The following is a 21,192-nucleotide window of genomic DNA, read 5'->3' on the forward strand; positions in this document are numbered from 1 at the left end:
CCTTGCTCCAGGCCGCCGATGCCTCCCCTCAAGTACCCCCGCTGGGCGCTGACCCTGCTTGCCACCGCGCAGCTGATCATCGCCCTGGATGCCACCATCATCTTCGTTGCCCTGCATGACATGGGCCGCGCGCTGCAGATCAACGCGCAGCAGCTGCAGTGGGTGGTCAGCGCCTACACCGTGGCGTTCGGCGGCAGCCTGCTGCTGGGTGGGCGCGCGGCCGACCTGATCGGGCGCCGCCGCTTCTACCGGCTGGGCATGCTGCTGTTCGCACTGGCTTCGTTGCTGGGCGCGCTGGCACCCAATGCCACGCTGCTGATCATCGCGCGTGCGGCCCAGGGCATCGGCGCCGCGCTGTTGTTCCCGGCCACGCTGGCGCTGATCAACACGCTGTATGCCGAAGGCCCGGTGCGCAACCGCGCGCTGGCGATCTGGAGCATGGCCAGCGCGGTCGGCCTGGCGCTGGGCACCCTGCTGGGCGGGGTGTTGACCCAGGCCTTCGGCTGGCCGGCGGTGCTGGCGGTGATCGTGCCGCTGGCCACCGCTTGTGCCATCGCCGCCGGTGCGTGGCTGCCGGCCGATGGCCCGCGCGCGCAGGGCCGTTCATTCGACCTGGCTGGCTGCATCACCGTCACCCTGGGCGGCAGCCTGCTGGTGACCACCCTGGTGCAGGGGCCGGAATGGGGCTGGACCGCGCCGGCCACGCTGGGCTGCCTGGTGCTGTCGGCGCTGCTGCTGGTGGCCTTCGTGCAGATCGAGCAGCGCAGCCGCGATCCGCTGATGCAGTTCGCGCTGCTGCGCCTGCCGGGCCTGCGCGCGGCGCTCGGCCTCACCTTCGCCTTCATGAGCAGCTACGGCGTGCAGTACTACTTCATGGCGCTGTATTTCCAGGATGGTTACGGCTGGAGCCCGCTGCAGGCCGGCTTGGCGTTCCTGCCAGCCACGGCGGTGTGCACGCTGGGCATCCAGTTGGCCGAGTGGGCCTTGCAGCGCTGGAGCGCACGCAAGGTGCTGGTGCTGGGCCAACTGGCCGGTGCCCTGGGCATCGCCTGGGTGGCGGCCACCCTGCCGCACGGATCGAACTTCTGGCCGCTACTGCCGGGCGTGGTGGTGTTGAGCATCGGCCAGGGCATGACCTGGACCTCGATGTGGATCGTGGCCGGGCAGGGCGTGCCGGCCGCGCAGCAGGGGGTGGCCTCGGGCATGGCCGCCACGGCGCAGCAGATCGGCGGCGCGCTGGGCCTGGCGGTGCTGGTGATGGTGGCCAATGCCGGTGCCGGCGCAGCGGGGTCGGCGACCGCGCTCGATGGCCTGGTGCGTGCCGAATACGGTGCCGCGTTGTTCGCCCTGTTCGGTGTGCTGATCGCGCTGGGCCTGCGCCCGGCAGCGGTAGACTCGAACGCCCCTGCCTGCCTGGCCAATGACGCATGATCGAACTGCTGGACCTGGAACAGACGCTGCAGGCCTTCGCGGCCTGCAGCGATGACCACGATGTGTACGCATCCTTCGGCTGGGTGCATGCCAGCGAAGGCGATCTGCTACAGGCCCGCTTCTGGCTGCCGCCCGACGAAGACACCGCCTTCGACGATGACAGCGAGGTGCCGGCCGAGGCGCGTGCGCTGGGGCTGACCCCCTACCTGGAGCCGGCCACGTTTGCCGACGTGCTGGACGTGCAGAAGCGCCAGCATCCGTTGTCCGGCCTGGCCGACTACGCAGCGGCGCTGGCCTACTACCACGAGTACGACGCGTTCCAGCAGGTCGAGGGCATTGACGAGGCGCTGGGCGAAGCCACGGCCGACGCGCAGGCGGCGGCGCGCGCAGCCGGTGTGGGCGCGGGCATCTTCGCCGCGTTCGATCTGCAGATGGTGGCCTGTCCGGACGCTCGGTTGAAGTCCGCTGCACAGCGCGTGGCCCGTCTGCACGAGGTGCCGGTGGGCGAGGCGCTGGCACGTTGCCGTGCACTGCCGCTGCTGGTGGGCGAAGCGCTGGACCGCAACCGCGCGCAGGCCATCAAGCACGACTTCGAGGCCATCGGCGCGACCGTGCAGGTGCACGGGTTCAAGCCGTTCCCGTGGATGGACGCGCCCCGCCTGCCGTAGCGCCGGGCCATGCCCGGCGAGGCGCAACGCGACGGTGGATTCCAATGCCGCCGGGCATGGCCCGGCGCTACCGTCCTTTGATTACGTGGATGGCGCTCATGCCGCCGCCAGCAACGCCGGCTGCAATGCACTGAAAATCCGCGCCAACCGCTGCGCCCATGCCTGCTGGCCGGCGGCATCGGCAATCAGGTCCTGGCGGATCTCCAGTTCCACATGCACCAGCCCACGGTCTTCGCCGTGCACCGGCACCGCGTAGTCGCTGCTGCGGTTCACCGAATACGGTTCGTTGTCGCCCACCACCAGATCGCCCTCGTTGCGCAGGGCCTGCAGCAGCGCCTGCGCGAAGCGGGTGTCCTGGTGGTACAGCACGCCGGCATGCCACGGTCGCTGCACGCCGTTCATTGCCGGGGTGAAGCTGTGCATCATCACCAGCAGGGTCGGCCGGCCCGCATCGCGGCGCGCGTCCAGTTCGGCATCGATGCGCGCGTGGTAGGGCGCGTGGATCGCGTCGATGCGCTGCTGGCGCTGCGCTGCCGACAGCCCGGCGTTGCCCGGCACCACCGTGTGGTCGCTCACTTCCGGAATCAGCGTGGGCGATGCCAACGGGCGGTTGCAGTCGATCAGCAGGCGCGAATAGGTCTGTTCGATCGCCCAGGCATCAAGCAGCCCGGCCAGTGCACGGGTGGTGCCGGCAATGCCGATGTCCCAGCCGATGTGGCGATCCAGTTCGTGCTGCGGCAGGCCCAGCTGTGCCAGGCCGCGCGGTACCTGCTGGCCGGCGTGGTCGGCCAGCAGCAGGTAGGGCGACGCCCCCTGTGCGCGGTGGACGGTGTAGATGGCCGGGTCGTCGGCACCCAGCAGGGCCGGCAGCCCGTGCAGGTCGGCGTCAGCCACGCGGGCGCCCATCCAGGTGGTGTTCGATCATCCACAGCCCGGCCCACAGCTTGGCGTCCAGCTCGTAGCCTTCGCCCATCTTCTGCACCAGCCAGGCTGCCGCGTCGCTGCGCGAAATCTCGTGCACGGTGATGTTCTCGCTGTCATCGCCGCCGCCGCTGCCCACCCGGCGCAGGCCGGTGGCGCGCACGAAGGCGATCTTTTCGCTGCTGGCGCCGGACGAGGTCGGGCCGATCATCAGCACTTCGGCATGGTCGGCGGTCCAGCCGGTTTCTTCCTCCAGCTCGCGCACCGCCGATGCTTCAATCGATTCGCCCGCATCCACGTCGCCGACCAGGCCAGCCGGCATTTCGATGGTCGGGGCCTGCAACGGCACGCGGAACTGTTCGACGAACAGCACCTTGTCCTCGGGGGTGACCGCAATGATGATCGCGGCCAGGCCGCCGGCGTGGGTGCGTTCGCTGTACTCCCAGGTGCCGCGCACCACCATGCGCTGGTACTTGCCTTCGTAGACGACACGCGGTGCTTCAGTGTTGCGCTGGCTCATGCGGGCTCGCTGGGTGTGGGAAGAGGGTCGGCCATGCCGGTGGCGGCGAACAGGCGGCGGCGGGTCAGCGGCCCGAAACGCAGGGTCTGGCACAGGCCATCCAGCAGCTCCGGGTCGGCGGGCTGGCGCAGCAGGCCCGGTGCGCTGCCGTCCAGCGGCGCGTCCAGGGCAATGGTGGTCAGCTGCCGCCACAGCAGGGCGTGCTCGCGCTGTTCGCGCAGGCGCACGGCCATCTGTGCCGCACCGCGCAGGCGCAGGAACGGCACTTCATCGATACGTTCAAACAGCGCATCCATGCTGCCGAAGTGGGCCAGCAGCACCGCCGCCGATTTGGCGCCCACGCCGCTGACGCCGGGAATGTTGTCCACCGCATCGCCGCACAGCGCCAGATAGTCGGCAATCTGGTGCGCATGCACGCCGTGGCGGGCCTTCACCCCGGCCACGTCCCAGCGCTGGTTGCGCGCGTAGTCCCACTGCTCGTCGTGGTCCAGCAGCAGCTGCGACAGATCCTTGTCGGCGGAAATGATCACCCCGCGGTGGCTGCCGCGGTGGCGGTGCAGGGCGCTGCCGATCAGGTCGTCGGCCTCGAAATCATGATGGGCCAGCACCGCCAGCCCCAGCGCGGCGCACAGCGCCTTGCAGTGCACGAACTGGCGCTTCAGCGCTTCCGGTGCCGGGTCGCGGTTGGCCTTGTAGGCCGGGTACAGGCGGTGGCGGAAGCCGCTGTCCAGGGCTTCGTCGAAGGCGATGGCGATGTGCCGGGGGCGCTCGCGTTCCAGCAGGTCCAGCAGGAAGCGGGCAAAGCCATGCACGGCATTGGTCGGCCAGCCCTGGCTGTCCTGGAACTCGTCCGGCAGCGAGTGCCAGGCGCGGAACACGTAGATGCTGGCGTCGACCAGGTACAGCGGCGGTGCGGGCTGGGCGCTCACGGCGCTCACGGTGCGGTCCAGTTTTGCAGCAGGGCCGCCGCATCCGGGCGTTCGCGCTCGGGCACGGCCGCCTTCGGCGTGCCGATATGGATGAAGCCGGCAATCCGCTCGCCGTCGGCCAGGCCCAGGTGTGCGTGCACGGCCGGGTCGAAGGCCATCCACGCGGTCAGCCACTGGGCGCCGAAGCCCAGCGCCTGCGCGGCCTGCAGCAGGGCGAAGCAGACGCAACCGGCGGTCATCAGCTGTTCCTGCTCGGGCACCTTGGCGTCCGGGCGCGGGCTGGCCACCACCACGATCACCAGCGGGGCGTGGCTGAAGCGCTGCCGGTCCTTCTCGAATACGGCATCGCCGGCGTGCGGATCGCGCTCGCGGCTGCGTTGGGCCAGAAAGTCGCCCAGAGTGTGACGCGCATCGCCGGCGATCTTCAGGAAGCGGAACGGCACCCGCTTGCCGTGGTCGGGCACGCGCACCGCCGAGGTCAGCATGCGCAGCAGGGTGGCCGGGTCCGGTCCGGGTTCGCCCAGCTGCCGCGAGGGCACCGAGCGGCGGGCATCCAGGGCGAGCAGGGCAGCGGGGTCGGGCATGGAGTCTGAACCGGTCATCACGGGCACATGATTATAGTCGGGGTGGTTGATGACGCCCGTCGTGTCGCGTCTGCCATTCAAATAACAAACTGTGATGAACGTCATGCCACTGGCGCGGCGCCTGACGCCGCTTCCCCTCGCCTCGCAGGCCCCGCACGGCTTACGATACCCGTCTTGCCGGGCCGCCGGTCGTGAGGTTTGAAGTGAGGACTGTTTCACTGTCCGTGACAGGCTGGCCGGCCTACCATCGGCGTACCGGTGCATGGGGTGCACCGGCCGTCGCGATGTCCATGATGTCAGTCGCAATAGAGAAGGTGGGGAGCCTTCCCGAATGATGAGCGCGCCCACTCCGATGGGATCGCCGGGTCGTGACCCGGCCCAGCTTCAGCTTGCCCGGGACATGGTCCTGCCGGCGCTGTGCCAGGCATTTGCCGCGGCACTGGCCCGCTTCGACGATGCCCTGTTCGACCGTGCCGGCAATGCCGGCGCGTCGCAGCTGCTGTTCCTGGATGCCATGCGTGAACTGCGCCGCCGTCGCGCCGAGATCGAGGCCGCCTATGCCGGCCACCTGCAGCGGGCCTGGGCCGCCCTGGCCACGGGCGAACCGCTGTCGGCCGAGGCCACCCTGTCCGGGCCGGCCGAAGAAGGCCTGAGCCTGATTCCCGAACATGTACTGGAATCGCGGCTGGCCGTGCGCAACTTCGCCACGGTGCTGCTGCGCGATTTCAAGCCGGTGCTGGCGCGCCTGGACCGCCGGCTGGGCTGGCTGGTCGGCGCCGGCGAACTGGATGCCGACCGCAATCCGATCAGCCCCGAGCACCTGGGCGTGGCCATCCACGAGGCGTTCGCGCACTGCGAGCTGGCCCCGGAAGTGCACTTGGTGCTGATCAAGCTGTGCGAGCGCGACCTGCGCGTGCCGGTGGGGCGCATCTACGAAAAGCTGGACGAACAACTGGCCGCCGCCGGGGTGATGCCGCAGATGGGCGCGCCGCGTCGTGCCCCGTCCGCCGCGACGTCACGGCCGCCGCCGGGCCTGGATGACCTGGTCGAACAGCGCGCCGCGCCCGGCTTCGACACTGATTTCAGCGACGAAGAACAGGCCGCGCCGGCTTGGGCGCAGCGCTTTGCCGCGCGCTGGTCCGAGCGCCGCGGGCACATGCAGCAGCACCTGGGCGTGGAAGAAGGCCCGGCCGGTGAAGGCTACGGCGGCCAGCAGGGCATGCTGCTGGAAGCCCTGCATGAGCTGCTGCAGCAGACGCGCCACGTGCGCGAAGACGCAACGTCGGCCGCGCAGGTGGCCGTGGGCCAGCATCGCCCGCTCAGCCAGCGCGAAATGATGTCGGTGCTGTCGCTGCTGCAGGCCACGCCCAGCGCCACGCTGCGGGCGGCCATTGGCGAAGACGGCGAATCGCTGGCGCAGCGCCTGAAGAGTGAAGTGCTGTCCAGCGCGACCCGGCTCGGCGCCGATCCCGGCCAGACCCGCCTGGACCCGCAGGACGAGGATGCGATCGATCTGGTCGGCATGCTGTTCGACGTGATGCTGGACGAGCGCGAGCTGGAAGGCCGTTCGCGCGAGCTGATCGGCCGCCTGGTGGTGCCGTTCGTGAAGGTGGCCATGCTCGACCGCCGCATGTTCGTGCAGAAGACCCACCCGGCACGCAAGCTGCTCAATTCGCTGGCCGAGGCCTGCGAGGGCAACACCGGCGAAAGCCAGGCCGAGCGCATGCTGATGGCCAAGGTGGAAGAAATCATCGAACGCCTGGTGGCCGAGTTCAACGAGAACCTGGCCATCTTCCTGACCCTGGAAGAAGAGTTCCGCGAGTTCCTGGTGCAGCACCGCCGCCGCGTGGAAATTGCCGAGCGCCGTGCCGCCGAGACCCAGCGCGGCCAGGAAAAGCTGGAAATGGCCCGCAGCCGCGCCGGTGCCGAACTGGACCGGCGCATCGGCGATGCCACGCTGCCCTCGGCCATTGCCGAATTCCTGCGCCAGCCGTGGCAGCACCACCTGACCCTGGCGCTGCTGCGCGAGGGTGAAGAGGGCAGTTCGGTAGCCGAGGCCCTCAGCCTGGGCGATGGCCTGCTGGAAGAAGTGGCCGAAGCGCGCCGCCAGATCGTCGGCAAGCCGTGGCTGCAGGCCTGGCAGCCGGCGCTGGCCAAGGTGTTTGCCAGCGTGGGCGTGCACGGCGATGCCGCCAGCGCGGCGATCGATGCACTGCACGACACGCTGCAGGGCATTGCCGAATCGCGCCCGGAACTGCAGCGCGCGCTGCCGGAGCTGCCGCAGGTGGCGCTGCCGACACCGCCGGCGCCGGAAACGGCGGCCGTCGAACTGGGCGGGCAGGTGGATACCGACGATTTCGACAACGCCGACGCCGATCGCTTCCGCCGCATGGAAATCGGTAACTGGCTCGACTTCGTCGACAAGGACGGCAAGGTGCAGGCCGGCAAGCTGTCCTGGGTCAGCCCGATCTCCTCGCGCCTTCTGTTCGTCAACCGCCGCGGCGTGCGCTTCTGCGTGGCCTCGCCGGAAGAACTGGCGGTGATGGTGCGCCTGGGCCGCCTGCGCGCCCACGTGGACGATGGCGCCTTCGACAGCGCCATGCAGGGCGTGATCGACCGCCTGGACCCGGGCAGCGCCACCCTGCACTGAGCCGGGCACCCCTGCTAGGATCGGGAAAACTCACCGATCAGCGGGGACCTGCATGGCCGTGGCGTTGCTGGGGATGAAGGAGACCGCGCCGGGCGAACGGCGCGTGGCGCTGACGCCGGAAACGGCGAAGAAGCTGGGCGCACTGGGCATCACCGTCTGGTACCAAGCCGGCGCCGGCCTGGCCGCCGGCTTCCCTGATGCCGCCTATGACGATGCCGGTGCACGCGCGTTCGACGCGGCGCGCTGGCCCGAGATCGACATCCTGCTGTGCGTGCAGAATCCGCCCGCGGCGCAGTTGAACCTGCTCAAGCCCGGTGCCAGCGTGGTCGGCCTGCTCGCGCCGGCGGCCGATCCCGCCCTGGCTGCGCTGGTGGCCGACGACCGCCTGCGGCTGTTCCCGCTGCAGCAACTGCCGCGCACCACCCGTGCGCAGGCCATGGACGTACTCAGTTCGCAGGCCGGCATGGCCGGCTACAAGGCGGCGTTGATCGCCGCCGATCGCGCGCCACGCTTCTTCCCGATGCTGACCACCGCCGCCGGCACGGTGCGGCCGGCCAAGGTGCTGGTGATCGGCGCCGGCGTGGCCGGGCTGCAGGCCATTGCCACCGTGCGCCGTCTCGGTGCACAGGTGGAAGGCTTCGATGTGCGGCCGGAAACCCGCGAGCAGATCCAGTCGCTGGGCGCGCGTTTCCTTGACCTGGGCGTGAGCGCGGTGGGCGAGGGCGGTTATGCGCGCGCGCTGACCGACGAGGAGCGCGCCGAACAGCAGCGGCGGCTGGGCGAGCACCTGCGCAGCGTGGACGTGGTGATCTGTACCGCCGCGGTGCCGGGGCGACCGGCGCCGACGATCGTCACTGCGGCCATGGCCGAAGGCATGGCGGCGGGCAGCGTGATTGTCGACCTGGCCGCCGAAAGTGGCGGCAACTGTGCACTGACCCAGCCTGGCCAATGCATCGAACACCACGGCGTGGTGATCGACGGGCCGCTGCACCTGGCCAGTCGCGGCGCCACCCAGGCCAGCGAGATGTATGCGCGCAACCTGCTGAACTTCGTGGCGCTGTTCGTGCGCGAAGGACAGGTCGCGTTCGATTGGGACGACGAACTGCTGGCGAAAACGCGCTGGCAGCCGTGAACCGCGCGGGGTCAGGGGTCGGATCCCTTTGCGCCAGCTAAGGGCTCTGACCCCGTTCCCGGCGTCTTACCGCGGCCTGGCCGGCGGCGTGTTGTCGCGCACCCAGTCGCTGCGCTGCTCGGGCGTCATCTGCGACCAGCGCTCGCGCAGCGCATCGCGCTGGGCCGGGCTCAGCTGGCGCATCTGCCCGAACAGGGCGCGGGCCTGCTCGCGCTGTTCCGGGCTCATGTGTTCGAAGCGGCGCAACCCGCGCCGCGCCTTGTCGCGTTCTTCCGGGCTCATCGACTGCCAGCGCTGGCCGTGCGACAGCATGCGCTGGCGCTGCGCGGCGTCGGCGCCGTTCCAGCGGTCGCGCAGTGGCGCCAGCAGGGCCTCACGCTGGGCCGGACTCAGCTGTTCCCACGCCGGCAGTGGCGCAGCGGGTGCCAGCCGCGCGGGCGCGGCCGGTGCGGGGGACTGGGCCAACGCCGGCGCCGCCGGCAGCACGGCCAGGGCGATCAGGATCGGCAGGGTTGAAACTCGCAGCATGGTTCACTCCATCGCCAGGTCGGTGTCGCCCAGCCACAGGTACAGATCGGGATTCTCGTCGTACAGCGCGCCGTTGTCGTCCACCGCGGCCACGGCAGGCGGCGCCACCGGCGCAGTATGCGGGGCGGTACCGGTGAACTGCACGCCGATGCCCAGCGCAACCACCAGCGAACACGCGGTGGCCAGCCACCAGCGGCCACGGTCGCGGCGCGCCCCTGCAGCACCGTGCCGGGCCTGGCGCAGCCGCGCCAGGGTGGCCGGGGAAAGCGACTGCAGCGCGTGCCCGTGCAGGCTGCGCAGGGCGTCGTCGGAAGGCAGGGAGCGGTTCACGGGTCGATCTCCAGATGGTCCTGCAGCGCCTGTCGGGCGCGTGCCAGATGGGTTTTGACGGCACCTTCGCTGCAGCCCATGGCGCGCGCGGTGGTGGCGCCGTCCAGGTCCTGCAGCACGCGCAGGGTGAAGGCTTCGCGCTGGCGGGCGGGCAGGGTGCGCAGTGCCTGCACCAGCTGCTGGTACTGCTGGCGCTGCTCGTGCGCCTGCGCCGGGTCCGGGCCGGGGTCGGCCCAGTCGATCTCGCCGCCGTCGGCGTCCTGGTTGTCGCGCCAGAACGGCAGGCGGAAGCGGCGTCGCCGCTGCATGTCGATCACCCGCCGGCGCAGGATGCTCCAGAACAGCGGCGCCCACTCGGCGGCCGGCTTGTCGGCGTAGTCCAGCATGCGCATCAGCGCATCCTGCACGGCATCCAGCGCATCGTCGCGCTGGCGCAGGCCGGCTTCGGCGAAGCGGAACGCGCGCGGGCCGACGCCGGCCAGGAACGCCTCCAGCGACGCCGGCAAGGCCTCGCTGTCAGCGGTCGGGGGAAGAGGGCTGCTCACCAGCACAGGGTACGGTTCCTCGCTCACGGTCACCATCGACAACGCGTGAGCGCGCCCGTGGTTGACCGGGCCGCGCACCGGGTTCAGCCCGTGGTTATGATGGGGCGACGAAGACAGAGCGGGAGGCGTTGCCGATGAGTGACGGGTTCGTGGCGCTGTACATCTTCATGCTGGCCGCCATTGCCGGCCACGTGATCATTTCGCGGGTGCCGGTCATCCTGCATACCCCGCTGATGTCGGGTTCCAACTTCATCCACGGCATCGTGCTGATCGGCGCCATGGTGGTGCTGGGCCACGCACAGACACCGCTGGAAAAGGCGCTGGGCTTCCTGGCCGTGGTGCTGGGGGCGGGCAATGCCGCCGGTGGCTACGTGGTGACCGCGCGCATGCTGGAAATGTTCAAGCCCAGCGCGCCCAAGGCCGGCAAGGATGCAGCCAAGGAGCCGCAGGCGTGAACATCAGCACGGTTGAACTGCTCGATTGGCTGGTCAAGGCCAGTTACCTGGTGGCCGCCACCCTGTTCCTGCTCGGCCTGCAGCGCATGGCCTCGCCGCTCACCGCGCGCAGCGGCATCCGCTGGGCCGGGCTGGGCATGCTGCTGGCCACCGCGGCCACCTTCTTCCTGCCCGAACTGCACAACGTGCCGCTGATCCTGGTGGCGCTGCTGCTGGGCGCGGGCCTGGCGTGGTGGTCGGCCGGCAAGGTGGCCGTGACCGACATGCCGCAGATGGTGGCGCTGTACAACGGCATGGGCGGCGGTTCGGCGGCGGCCATCGGCGCGGTGGAATTGCTGCGCTACGCCTTCCTGGCCCACCGCGATACCCGCCACTGGAGCGCGCAGGCGCTGGCCGACCTGGCTGCGCGCCAGCCTTCGGCCACCGTGCTGCTGCTGGCGGTGGTCGGCGCGGCCATCGGTGCGGTGTCGCTGTCCGGTTCGGTCATCGCCTGGGCCAAGCTGGATGGCCGCCTGGACAAGCGGGTGACCTGGCCCGGCCAGCAGGTGCTGAACCTGCTGGTGGCGCTGGCCGTGGTGGTGCTGGGCATCATCGCCGCCAGCACGCTCAGCACCTGGGCCATCGTCGGCTTCTTCGTGCTGGCACTGGCCCTGGGCGTGCTGATGACGCTGCCAATCGGTGGCGCAGACATGCCGGTGGTCATCTCGCTGTACAACGCCTTCACCGGCCTGGCGGTGTCCTTCGAGGGCTACGTGCTGGGCAACGAGGCGCTGATCATCGCCGGCATGATGGTCGGCGCGGCCGGCATCCTGCTGACCCGGCTGATGGCCAAGGCGATGAACCGGCCGATCCGCAACGTGCTGTTCTCCAACTTCGGCGGCGGTGCGGCGGGCGAAGCGCAGGCGATCAGCGGGTCGCAGAAGCCGATCGATGCGGCCGACGTGGCCGCGATGATGGCGTTCGCCGAACGCGTGGTGATCGTGCCCGGCTACGGCATGGCCGTGGCCCAGGCCCAGCACAAGATCTGGGAACTGGCGCAGCGGCTGGGACAGCGCGGGGTGAAGGTGAAGTTCGCCATCCACCCGGTGGCCGGGCGTATGCCCGGGCACATGAACGTGCTGCTGGCCGAAGCCGGCGTGCCCTACGACCTGATCGCCGACATGGACGACATCAATCCCGAATTCGCCACCACCGACGTGGTGCTGGTGATCGGCGCCAACGATGTGGTCAATCCGGTGGCGCGCACCGACCCGGCCAGCCCGATCTACGGCATGCCGGTGCTGGACGTGGTGAACGCGCGCAACGTGGTGGTGATCAAGCGTGGCAAGGGCACCGGCTTTGCCGGCATTGAAAACGCGCTGTTCTATGCCGACAACACGCGCATGCTGTACGGCGATGGCGCCGAAGCCGCCGCCGCCTTGGTCAGCGAATTGAAGGCCCTCGACGGCGGCCATTGAGCGGAGGTTGCACCCGGTAGGTGCGGACCTTGGTCCGCACGCGCCTGGCGGGCAGCAGCCGGCACCCCCGCATCCACGCATGGCGTGGATCTACCCGGGTGTTCCCGGTAGGTGCGGACCTTGGTCCGCACGCTCCTGCCGCGCAGCCATCGGCGCGCTCAGCGCGCCAGCCAGGCGCCGACCACCACGCCCACTGCCAGCCAGATCCATTCCATCGCCCCGTTGGCCAGGTTGGTCAGGGTCCAGGCCAGGTGCGGGCCCATCCGCAGCGAGGCATCCATCGGGTTCAGCCCGATCGAGCCACCCATCCACGCACTGGCAATGCTCCAGTACGCCACTGCGCTCACCAGCAGCGTGCCCAGCACCACCAGGGCAATGCGCAGCCGGCCCGGGCCCAGCGTGCCCAGGCGCAGCATGAACACCAGTTCCAGCGCGGTCACCACCGCCATCCAGCCGACCTGGCGGCCGGTCATCAGGGCCAGCAGCACCCAGGCCATGGGAGCAACAAGCAGGCCCAGCAGCAGCATGAAGGGCCAAAGCCAGGTCACGGTCCTGGCACGTGTGGCATTGGAGGACATCGAAGCTTCCTGAAGGTCAGCCACAGGATACTGTGGTTTGCCGCAGCGCACCGGCGTCGGTGGGGCGGGCGGGGTAGAATGCAGGCTTGCGCGGCCCGGTCCGCGGCCCCATATCGATCCCCATGTATTCCCGTAGCAGCGAACCTGTCCACTTCGAACGCGACTGCGAGGCCGTGATGGTCCCGCAGGGCGACACCGTCACCCTGCCTGCCGGCAGCTATGGGTACATCACCCAGGCACTGGGCGGCAGTTATTCGGTGTTTGTCGAAGGCAATCTGTTCCGCATCGCCGGCAAGGACGGCGACGCCATCGGCAAAGAGGCGCCGGCGCCGCTGGAGCTGCCCGACGACGCCACCGACGAGCAGGTCGAACAGCTGGTGTGGCAGCAGCTGCGCACCTGCTTCGACCCGGAAATTCCGGTCAACATCGTCGAACTGGGCCTGGTCTACGAAGTGGAGATCAAGCACCTGGACGAAGGCCAGCGCGAGATCGACGTGAAGATGACGCTGACCGCGCCGGCCTGCGGCATGGGCGACATCCTGGTGGACGATGTGCGCAGCAAGCTCGAAATGATCCCGACGGTGGCCCAGGCCGACGTCGAGCTGGTGTTCGACCCGCCGTGGAACCAGCACATGATGTCCGAGGCTGCGCGGCTCGAAACCGGCATGCTTTGACCCACGGTCCCGCAACTGGCGGGGCCGGCACTACCCGCAACCAGAACAGGAATCCTCCGGTGTCCCAGTCCATCCCCAGCTTCGCCGTCACCCGTTCGGACCACCCGCGCAGCGCTGAAGAGCGCGCCCAGATCCTGGAGAAGCCGGGCTTCGGCCTGCACTTCACCGACCACATGGTGGAAGTGCGCTGGGACAAGGATGCCGGCTGGCACAACGCCAACGTGCGTGCCTACGGCCCGCTGCAGCTGGACCCGGCCGCCGCCGTGCTGCACTACGGCCAGGAAATCTTCGAAGGCATCAAGGCCTACCGCCATGCCGACGGTTCCATCTGGACCTTCCGCCCGGATGCCAACGGCCGTCGCCTGCAGCGCTCGGCCCAGCGCCTGGCGCTGCCGGAACTGCCGGTGGAGATCTTCGTTGAATCGCTGAAGCAGCTGATCGCGCTGGACAAGGACTGGGTGCCGTCGGCCGACGAATCCAGCCTGTACTTCCGTCCGTTCATGATCGGCGACGAAGCCTTCCTCGGCGTGCGCGGCGCGCACAAGGCCGGCTACTACGTCATCGCCAGCCCGGCCGGCCCGTACTTCGCCAAGGGCGTTGCCCCGGTCTCGATCTGGCTGTCCACCGAATACGCGCGTGCGGCCAAGGGCGGCACCGGTGCGGCCAAGTGCGGCGGCAACTACGCCGCTTCGCTGCTGCCGCAGCAGAAGGCGCAGGCGCAGGGCTGTTCGCAGGTGCTGTTCCTGGACCCGGTGGAAGGCAAGTACCTGGAAGAACTGGGCGGCATGAATGTCTTCCTGGTCTACAAGGACGGCACCCTGGTCACCCCGGAACTGTCCGGCAGCATCCTGGAAGGCATCACCCGCGAAAGCATCCTGCAGCTGGCGCGCGACCGTGGCATGAAGGTCGAAGAGCGCAAGGTCACCATCGATGAGTGGAAGCAGGGCGTGGCCTCGGGCGAGATCGCCGAAGTGTTCGCCTGCGGCACCGCCGCGGTGGTCACCCCGATCGGCCAGCTGAAGGGCGAAGGCTTCTCGGTGGGCGACATCAACGCACCGGCCGGCGAAGTGACCATGTCGCTGCGCAAGGAACTGACCGACATCCAGTACGGCCGCCTGCCGGACCGCCACAACTGGCTGGTCAAACTGGGCTGATCGCCCTCCACGCGTTTGTAGAGTCGAGCCATGCTCGACTGCTCTGTTGCCTGGTTTCCCAGCAAAGCCCGTCCTCGCGACGGGCTTTCTGCATTGTGGCGACCCATCCCGGCACCACAGGTGCCGATGTCGGCAAAGACATCCCGGGACAGCGAAAGTCCCAGTCATGTCCGTGCACGTGACGTGAAAGTTCCTTCACCTTCACAAACCTTCCACACGGGAAGTCTCAGAACAGACATTTCATGTTGCTGAAAAGACACTGAAAATCTTGTGGTGTCCGGATCGAGCCTTTAGCGTCATCTGACAGCGGATCGACAGGGGAATCCGCTGACTCACCGGACGCCGAGCCGCGCCCTCGTTCCTTGCCAAGCGCTCGCGCCGGTGCTTCTGCCGATTCCGGCATTCACACCACTAGAAAGGGAAATTCCGATGTCCCAGGTTTCGCATCTGCGTGCGCGCAAGTCGTGGGTGGTTCTCAGTGCGTCTGTTGTCACCTCCCTGCTGCTGGCCGCCCCGGCGTTCGCCGGTGACGTCCAGCTCAGCGGCCTGCAGTCCGCCCCGACGCACCAGCGTTTCATCGTGAAGTACCGTGAAGGCAGTGCCCCGGTGGCCAACACCACCGCACTGGCCTCGTCCCTGAAGACCGCCGCGGCCGGCCTGTCCAGCAGCCAGGGCCGCGCCCTGGGCCTGCAGGAAGTCCGCAAGCTGGCCATCGGCCCGACCGTGGTCAAGACCGACCGCGCGCTGGACCAGGCCGAATCCGAGCTGCTGATGCGCAAGCTCGCCGCCGACCCGAACGTGGAATACGTGGAAGTCGACCAGATCATGCGGCCGACTCTGGTGCCCAACGACGCCCGCCTGAGCGAACAGTGGGGCTTCGGCACCTCCAACGCCTCGATCAATGTCCGCCCGGCCTGGGACAAGGCCACCGGCACCGGCGTGGTCGTGGCGGTGATCGACACCGGCATCACCAACCATCCGGATCTGAACGCCAACATCCTGCCCGGCTATGACTTCATCAGCGATGCCGCCATGGCCCGCGATGGCGGTGGCCGTGACAGCAACCCGAACGACGAAGGCGACTGGTACGCCGCCAACGAATGTGGCACCGGCTACCCGGCCTCCAACTCCAGCTGGCACGGTACCCACGTGGCCGGCACCATCGCTGCGGTGACCAACAACAGCACCGGCGTGGCCGGTACCGCCTTCAACGCCAAGGTCGTGCCGGTGCGCGTGCTGGGCAAGTGCGGCGGCTACACCTCCGACATCGCCGACGCGATCGTCTGGGCCTCCGGTGGCACCGTCAGCGGCGTGCCCGCCAACGCCAATCCGGCCGAAGTCATCAACATGTCGCTGGGTGGCAGCGGCAGCTGCTCCACCACCTACCAGAATGCGATCAACGGCGCCGTTGGCCGTGGCACCACCGTGGTGGTCGCCGCCGGCAACAGCAACACCAACGTGTCCTCGGCCGTGCCGGCCAACTGCCCGAACGTGATCGCGGTGGCCGCCACCACCTCGGCCGGCGCCCGCGCCAGCTTCTCCAACTACGGCACCGGCATCGACGTGTCGGCACCGGGTGCCAACATCCTGTCCACCCTCAACACCGGCACCACCGTGCCGGCCAGCGCCAGCTATGCCTCGTACAACGGCACCTCGATGGCGGCACCGCACGTGGCCGGCGTGGTCGCGCTGATGCAGTCGGTGGCACCGAGCCCGCTCAGCCCGGCGCAGGTGGAAAGCATCCTGAAGAGCACCGCGCGTGCGCTTCCGGGCGCCTGCTCCGGCGGTTGCGGTGCGGGCATCGTCGACGCCGATGCAGCGGTCACGGCCGCCATCAACGGCGGTGGTGGCACCACCCCGGAACCGGGTGGCACCGTGCTGCAGAACAACGTGCCGGTGACCGGCCTGGGCGCGTCCAGCGGCGCCTCGCTCAGTTACACCGTGCAGGTGCCGGCCGGCAGCAGCCAGCTGCGCGTGGCCATCAGCGGTGGCAGCGGTGATGCCGATCTGTACATCCGCCAGGGCAGCGCCCCGACCGATACCACCTACACCTGCCGCCCGTACCTGAGCGGCAACAACGAGACCTGCACCGTGAACAGCCCGGCCGCTGGCACCTGGCACGTGCGGGTGAAGGCCTACAGCACCTTCTCGGGCCTGACCCTCAACGCCCAGTACTGAGCCCAAGTCCCTCTCCAAGGGCACGCCCCGGCTTCGGCCGGGGTGTTTTTTTCATGGGCGGCGGCTGCATCAAAGCGTCGCCGTGCAAGGTACTTGCTCCTGCTGGCCGCACGCGGCGATCTGTCAGGAGGGGATCATCCCCTCAACCCAGCAGCAACCGAAACGCCGAATCCATCCGCGCGACAGCGCGCCGTGGAACCTCAGACCGATTCGAAGCGGTTGGCGGCCACGTTCTTGCGCACGTGCTGCGGATCGAAGATGCGCCCGTTCATGGCGATGTACACGCCCGACGGCAGCGACTGCACCGCGCCGATGGCACAGCCGATGTTGAATTCGGCATCCGAACCGCGGAAGCGCGCCGGGCTGAGCGCACCGGTCATCACGATGGTCTTGTCGGCGATGGTCGACAGCACCTTGCCGGTCTGCACCATCGAATCGGTGCCGTGGGTGACCAGCACGTGGCGGGTCGGCTGCGCGGCGATGGTGGCCCGGATCAGCTCACGGTCCTCATCGTTGATGTGCAGCGAATCCTTGCGCAGGATCGGAATCACATTGAAACGGAAGGTCACCCCCAGCTCGCGCAGGATCATGCCGATCTGCGGGTCGCCGATCTGGTAGTCCGACTTGTCGTCGAAGTAGATCTTGTCGATCGTGCCACCGGTGGTGACGACCAGGAGTTCTTCCATCATGTGCATGCGCGAAACCAGGACAGGTACAGCGGCGCGGGGCCGGGAACACAGATGATACGGCCCGGCGGGCGCAGCGTCAGCGCCGCTTGCTGAAGCGGGCCCGCAGGCCGGGCAGGCTGGCGGAGAAGATCACCAGCAGCGCCAGCGCCACTTCGATCAGGGCCAGCGCGCGGGTCTGCGGGTGGCTCCAGGCGCTCATCACGCCGTGGCTGAACCAGCCCAGCGCCAGCACCGAGGCCCAGAAGCCGGCCTTGCGCCAGCCCAGGCGCAGGGCGATGGCCAACGCCAGCGGTGGTGCGGTGAACACCAGCTGGGTCGCCAGCCAGTGCTTGTCATTGATGAACCAGCCCACGAACAGCGCGGCCAGGCCCAGCAGCGCCAGCAGCAGCACGGTATGGGGCGCGCGGTTCATCGGGCCAGGCGCTGCGCGATATCGGCCACGCGCCGGCCCAGCGCCCGCGCCAGCAGGGCTTCATCTTCGCTGGGCTGCGGGTCATCGGCGGCGCCGGCCACGTGGCTGGCACCGTAGGGCGTACCGCCACTGGTGGTGTGGCTCAGCGCCGGCTCGGTGAAGGGGATGCCCACGATCAGGCAGCCGTGGTGCAGCAGCGGCAGTTGCATCGACAGCAGGGTCGATTCCTGGCCGCCGTGCATCGACGCGGTGGAGGTAAACACCCCCGCCGGCTTGCCGGCCAGCGTGCCGTTCACCCATTCGGCGCCCAGCCCATCCAGGAAATGCTTGACCGGCGCGGCCATGTTGCCGAAGCGGGTGGGGCTGCCCAGCAGCACGCCCTGGCATTCGGCCAGGTCCTGCACGCTGACATACGGGGCGCCTTCATCGGGCACCGGGGGCTGCGCGGTCTGGGTCACGGCGGCCACCGGCGGCACCGTGCGCAGGCGCGCGCTCATGCCCGGCACTTCGCCGATACCGCGCGCGATCTGGCGCGCCAGCCGTGCCACCGAACCGCCGCGGCTGTAGTACAGCACCAGGATTTCGCCCATCGTGCCCAGGTCTCCTCATCGTGTGGACGCCAGTATGGCTATCCTGCACGCATTCCGCATCGGGTACCCTTGCGCCGATGGAACCTCTGGATACGCTCAACCTGTGGATGGAGCGCGCGCGGGATCGCGCACGGACCGCCAGCTTCGGCCGCTTCCTGTGGCGGCGCTTTCTCGACGACCGCCTGTTCCAGGCCGCCGCCGCGCTGGCCTACACCACCGTGTTCGCGCTGGTGCCGCTGGCAATTGTCGTATTCGGCGTGCTGTCGGCCTTCCCGGTCTTCGACCGCTGGAGCGACCAGCTCAGCGACTACGTGTTCTCCAACTTCGTGCCCAGCGCCGCGCGTGCGGCCGAAGGCTATCTGCGGCAGTTCTCGGCCAGTGCCGGCCAGCTTACCGCCGCCGGCTTCATCGCCCTGGTGGTGTCGCTGCTGATCACGCTCAACAGCGTGGAAGAAACCTTCAACCAGATCTGGCGGGTCGGCTCGACCCGGCCCAAGCTCACCCGCTTCCTGGTGTACTGGACCGTGCTGACCCTGGGCGCGATGCTGGCGGCCGCGTCGCTGGCGGTGTCGGCGCGGGTGCTGGCGCTGCCGCTGTTCGGCACCCAGGAAGGGCGCTGGCTGGCCGATCTGGGCCTCCGGCTGGCGCCGGTACTGATCGAATTCATCTGCATCATGCTGGTCTACCGCGTGGTGCCGCACCACACGGTGAAGTGGCGCCACGCGATTCCCGGCGCCGTGCTGGCCGCGGTGATGCTGGAGCTGGTGAAGTGGGGCATCGGTGCCTACCTGGGCAGTTTCCAGTCGTACCAGAAGCTGTATGGCACCGTGGCCTTCGTGCCGATCCTGCTGCTGTGGATCTACCTGTGCTGGGTGGCCGTGCTGCTGGGCGCGTCGCTGGCCTCGTCCATGGCCGCCTTCCGCTACCAGCCGGTGGAACTGCGGTTGCCGCAGGGCTACGAGTTCTATGGCCTGCTGCGCCTGCTCGGCCGCTTCCATTACGCGCGCGCCGCCGGCAAGGGGCTGGATGACGATGAAATCCTGCGCATGGAGCCGATGCTGACCGACTCGCTGCTGCAGGACCTGGTCTGCAACCTGCAGGACATCGGCCTGCTGCGCCGCGATGAGCGTGGCGAGTGGCTGCTGGCGCGTGACCTGGAACAGGTCAGCCTGGCCGATCTGTACGAATGCACCCAACTGCGCATTCCGGTGGCCGAGCAGCACCTGCCTTACCGCGACGACAGTCTGGGCCAGGCCGCGCTGGCGGCGCTGGACGAACTTCGCCTGCCGCTGCGCGAGCGCTTGAAGCGGCGCGTCAGCGATATCTATTCCGCTCCCGGAGACACCCCATGATGCACAAGACCCCGTTGCTGCTGGCCCTGCTGCTGGCCCTGGCGGCCTGCAAGCCGGCACAGGAACCGGCGCCCGCCAGCAGCGCGCCGCCAGCGCAGGCGCCCACCCCGGCCGCACCGGCGCCGGTCGAAGAGACCCCGGCCGAGCGCACCACGGCCGAATTTCCCACCCTGAAGATGAAGGCGGTGGACGGCAGCGACTACGACCTGGCCGCCCATCGCGGCAAGTGGGTGGTGGTGAACTTCTGGGCGACCTGGTGTGCGCCCTGCCGCAAGGAAATGCCGGAGCTGTCAGCGCTGCACGCCATGCGCAACAACATCGAAGTGGTGGGCCTGGCCTACGAAGAAATCGAAGTGCCGGAGATGCAGGCGTTCCTGGGCAAGCATCCGGTGACCTATCCGATTGTGGTGGTCGATCCCTTCGACCCGCCCGCCGATTTCGCCATTCCGCGCGGGCTGCCGCTCACCCACCTGATCGCCCCCGATGGCAAGCTCGCGCACACCTTCCTGGGCCCGGTCACCGCCGCCGACATCGAACAGCAGATCGCCGCAGCCCGGTAGAGTCGACCGTTGGTCGACTGAAGATACGGCGGGGTCGGATCATCCACGCACGGCGTGGATCTACCGATCCTCAACCGGGAACTCTTCGATCGGCTTCAGCACGTCGTAGTGCTCGCGGTGCAGCTTGCCTTTCAGCGCCGGCAGTTCCGGCAGTGGTGCATCCACCCGCGTGTCCGGCAGCCGGTCCAGCAGGTTGCGCACCAGGGTCAACCGCCCCAGCCGCTGGTCGTTGAAATCCACCAGGGTCCACGGCGCCTGCTCGCGGTGCGTCGCCCGCAGCATCGCCTCGCGCGCCTCGGTATACGCGCTGTACTTGCTGCGCGATTTCAGATCCACCGGTGACAGCTTCCAGCCCTTCAGCGGATCCACGTGCCGCTCGGCGAAGCGCTTTTCCTGCTGGGCCTGGTCCACGCACAGCCAGTACTTGAACAGCAGGATGCCTTCATCCACCAGCAACTGTTCGAACACCGGTGCCTGGCGCAGGAAGCGCTGGTACTCGCTCTCGCTGCAGTAGCCCATCACCCGTTCCACGCCGGCACGGTTGTACCAGCTGCGGTCCATCAGCACGATCTCGCCCGCGGCGGGAAGATGGCTGGCGTAACGCTGGAAATACCACTGGGTGGCTTCGCGGTCGGTTGGCTTGGGCAGGGCCACCACCCGGCACTGGCGGGGGTTCAGGTGCTGGCTGATCGCCTGGATCGCGCCCCCCTTGCCGGCGGTATCGCGGCCCTCGAACAGCACCAGCAGGCGCTGCCCCGTGTGCTGTACCCAGCGCGCCATCGCCGTCAGTTCCAGCTGCAGCGGCTGCAGCAGTGCGTCGTAGTCCTTGCGTTTCAGCTTGCCCATGGGTGCACC

Annotated in this window: 23 protein-coding genes; 11 read left to right on the top strand and 12 right to left on the bottom strand. The window is 68.9% G+C overall.

The annotated features are described in order from the left end of the window. Positions 1 to 18 precede the first annotated feature (18 nt). Positions 19 to 1,431: an MFS transporter gene (locus tag G4G00_RS01820; RefSeq protein ID WP_108755475.1), complete on the top strand. Its 1,413-nt coding sequence runs from the start codon at positions 19 to 21 to the stop codon at positions 1,429 to 1,431. After that, the gene (locus tag G4G00_RS01825; protein WP_164270939.1) at positions 1,428 to 2,099 is read left to right on the top strand and encodes a hypothetical protein; all 672 of its coding nucleotides are present in this window, start codon (positions 1,428 to 1,430) and stop codon (positions 2,097 to 2,099) included. Before G4G00_RS01820 ends, G4G00_RS01825 begins: the two co-directional genes overlap by 4 nt. A gap of 96 nt (positions 2,100 to 2,195) precedes the next feature. Here G4G00_RS01825 and G4G00_RS01830 read toward each other — a convergent pair whose 3' ends face one another. Genes G4G00_RS01830 through G4G00_RS01845 form a run of 4 tightly spaced genes read right to left on the bottom strand, consistent with a single transcriptional unit; the run spans position 2,196 to position 5,053 of the window. Next, a complete protein-coding gene (locus tag G4G00_RS01830; protein ID WP_164270941.1) occupies positions 2,196 to 2,993 on the bottom strand; it encodes an N-formylglutamate amidohydrolase in 798 nt (265 codons plus the stop codon). Then, positions 2,986 to 3,540, bottom strand: a complete 555-nt coding sequence (locus G4G00_RS01835) for an NUDIX hydrolase (RefSeq protein WP_108752244.1) — start codon at positions 3,538 to 3,540, stop codon at positions 2,986 to 2,988. Before G4G00_RS01835 ends, G4G00_RS01830 begins: the two co-directional genes overlap by 8 nt. Next, positions 3,537 to 4,469, bottom strand: a complete 933-nt coding sequence (locus tag G4G00_RS01840) for a 5'-3' exonuclease H3TH domain-containing protein (RefSeq protein WP_164270957.1) — start codon at positions 4,467 to 4,469, stop codon at positions 3,537 to 3,539. Before G4G00_RS01840 ends, G4G00_RS01835 begins: the two co-directional genes overlap by 4 nt. Before the next feature lie 5 nt (positions 4,470 to 4,474). Beyond that, positions 4,475 to 5,053, bottom strand: a complete 579-nt coding sequence (locus G4G00_RS01845) for a nitroreductase (protein WP_164270943.1) — start codon at positions 5,051 to 5,053, stop codon at positions 4,475 to 4,477. Positions 5,054 to 5,384: 331 nt separating this feature from the next. Between G4G00_RS01845 and G4G00_RS01850 the strand changes: the two genes are divergently transcribed. Further along, complete coding sequence (locus tag G4G00_RS01850; protein WP_164270945.1) at positions 5,385 to 7,703, top strand: DUF1631 domain-containing protein; 2,319 nt, start codon at positions 5,385 to 5,387, stop codon at positions 7,701 to 7,703. Between the two features lie 52 nt (positions 7,704 to 7,755). After that, the gene (locus tag G4G00_RS01855) at positions 7,756 to 8,835 is read left to right on the top strand and encodes an NAD(P) transhydrogenase subunit alpha (protein WP_164270947.1); all 1,080 of its coding nucleotides are present in this window, start codon (positions 7,756 to 7,758) and stop codon (positions 8,833 to 8,835) included. 66 nt (positions 8,836 to 8,901) lie between these two features. On the opposite strand, the gene G4G00_RS01860 is transcribed toward G4G00_RS01855, so the two are convergent. From G4G00_RS01860 to G4G00_RS01870, 3 genes are read right to left on the bottom strand one after another with little or no spacing between them, the layout of a single operon-like run. Further along, complete coding sequence (locus G4G00_RS01860) at positions 8,902 to 9,363, bottom strand: DUF3106 domain-containing protein (RefSeq protein ID WP_164270949.1); 462 nt, start codon at positions 9,361 to 9,363, stop codon at positions 8,902 to 8,904. Positions 9,364 to 9,366: 3 nt separating this feature from the next. Further along, positions 9,367 to 9,693, bottom strand: coding sequence for a hypothetical protein (locus tag G4G00_RS01865; RefSeq protein WP_108748615.1), 327 nt, complete (start codon positions 9,691 to 9,693; stop codon positions 9,367 to 9,369). Continuing rightward, positions 9,690 to 10,274, bottom strand: coding sequence for an RNA polymerase sigma factor (locus tag G4G00_RS01870; RefSeq protein WP_108752249.1), 585 nt, complete (start codon positions 10,272 to 10,274; stop codon positions 9,690 to 9,692). The genes G4G00_RS01865 and G4G00_RS01870 overlap by 4 nt, the downstream gene beginning before the upstream one ends. 98 nt (positions 10,275 to 10,372) lie before the next feature. On the opposite strand from G4G00_RS01870, the gene G4G00_RS01875 reads away from it, so the two are divergent. Together G4G00_RS01875 and G4G00_RS01880 are read left to right on the top strand one after the other, a co-directional pair. Continuing rightward, positions 10,373 to 10,693 (top strand): NAD(P) transhydrogenase subunit alpha, encoded by a 321-nt coding sequence (locus tag G4G00_RS01875; RefSeq protein WP_108752250.1) that lies wholly within the window; start codon positions 10,373 to 10,375, stop codon positions 10,691 to 10,693. Continuing rightward, positions 10,690 to 12,150, top strand: coding sequence for an NAD(P)(+) transhydrogenase (Re/Si-specific) subunit beta (locus tag G4G00_RS01880; protein WP_164270951.1), 1,461 nt, complete (start codon positions 10,690 to 10,692; stop codon positions 12,148 to 12,150). The genes G4G00_RS01875 and G4G00_RS01880 overlap by 4 nt, the downstream gene beginning before the upstream one ends. Positions 12,151 to 12,308: 158 nt before the next feature. On the opposite strand, the gene G4G00_RS01885 is transcribed toward G4G00_RS01880, so the two are convergent. Next, positions 12,309 to 12,728: a hypothetical protein gene (locus tag G4G00_RS01885; RefSeq protein ID WP_108752252.1), complete on the bottom strand. Its 420-nt coding sequence runs from the start codon at positions 12,726 to 12,728 to the stop codon at positions 12,309 to 12,311. 122 nt (positions 12,729 to 12,850) lie between these two features. Here G4G00_RS01885 and sufT point away from each other — a divergent pair, with 122 nt between their 5' ends. From sufT to G4G00_RS01900, 3 genes are all read left to right on the top strand, one after another. After that, positions 12,851 to 13,402 carry a putative Fe-S cluster assembly protein SufT gene (gene sufT, locus G4G00_RS01890; protein WP_108748620.1) on the top strand — a complete coding sequence of 184 codons (552 nt, stop codon included), beginning with the start codon at positions 12,851 to 12,853 and terminating at the stop codon, positions 13,400 to 13,402. Between the two features lie 59 nt (positions 13,403 to 13,461). After that, complete coding sequence (locus G4G00_RS01895; RefSeq protein WP_108748621.1) at positions 13,462 to 14,556, top strand: branched-chain amino acid aminotransferase; 1,095 nt, start codon at positions 13,462 to 13,464, stop codon at positions 14,554 to 14,556. 429 nt (positions 14,557 to 14,985) lie between these two features. After that, positions 14,986 to 16,734, top strand: coding sequence for a S8 family peptidase (locus G4G00_RS01900; RefSeq protein WP_108752254.1), 1,749 nt, complete (start codon positions 14,986 to 14,988; stop codon positions 16,732 to 16,734). A 200-nt stretch (positions 16,735 to 16,934) separates the two neighbouring features. On the opposite strand, the gene G4G00_RS01905 is transcribed toward G4G00_RS01900, so the two are convergent. From G4G00_RS01905 to wrbA, 3 genes are all read right to left on the bottom strand, one after another. Next, complete coding sequence (locus G4G00_RS01905; RefSeq protein ID WP_108748623.1) at positions 16,935 to 17,420, bottom strand: asparaginase domain-containing protein; 486 nt, start codon at positions 17,418 to 17,420, stop codon at positions 16,935 to 16,937. Positions 17,421 to 17,499: 79 nt separating this feature from the next. Then, on the bottom strand, positions 17,500 to 17,835 hold the full coding sequence (locus G4G00_RS01910; protein ID WP_108752255.1) for a DUF2069 domain-containing protein: 336 nt from the start codon (positions 17,833 to 17,835) through the stop codon (positions 17,500 to 17,502). Beyond that, positions 17,832 to 18,425, bottom strand: coding sequence for an NAD(P)H:quinone oxidoreductase (wrbA, locus tag G4G00_RS01915; protein ID WP_108752256.1), 594 nt, complete (start codon positions 18,423 to 18,425; stop codon positions 17,832 to 17,834). The genes G4G00_RS01910 and wrbA overlap by 4 nt, the downstream gene beginning before the upstream one ends. Before the next feature lie 77 nt (positions 18,426 to 18,502). Here wrbA and G4G00_RS01920 point away from each other — a divergent pair, with 77 nt between their 5' ends. Further along, entirely contained in the window at positions 18,503 to 19,777 is a 1,275-nt protein-coding gene (locus G4G00_RS01920) for a YihY family inner membrane protein (protein ID WP_108752257.1), read from the top strand. Beyond that, positions 19,774 to 20,337, top strand: a complete 564-nt coding sequence (locus G4G00_RS01925) for a TlpA disulfide reductase family protein (RefSeq protein ID WP_164270953.1) — start codon at positions 19,774 to 19,776, stop codon at positions 20,335 to 20,337. Before G4G00_RS01920 ends, G4G00_RS01925 begins: the two co-directional genes overlap by 4 nt. A 60-nt stretch (positions 20,338 to 20,397) precedes the next feature. On the opposite strand, the gene ppk2 is transcribed toward G4G00_RS01925, so the two are convergent. Beyond that, positions 20,398 to 21,183 (bottom strand): polyphosphate kinase 2, encoded by a 786-nt coding sequence (gene ppk2, locus G4G00_RS01930; protein ID WP_108752259.1) that lies wholly within the window; start codon positions 21,181 to 21,183, stop codon positions 20,398 to 20,400. Positions 21,184 to 21,192: the final 9 nt, after the last annotated feature.

This window comes from Stenotrophomonas sp. B1-1, from assembly GCF_010894375.1.
Lineage (GTDB): Bacteria > Pseudomonadota > Gammaproteobacteria > Xanthomonadales > Xanthomonadaceae > Stenotrophomonas.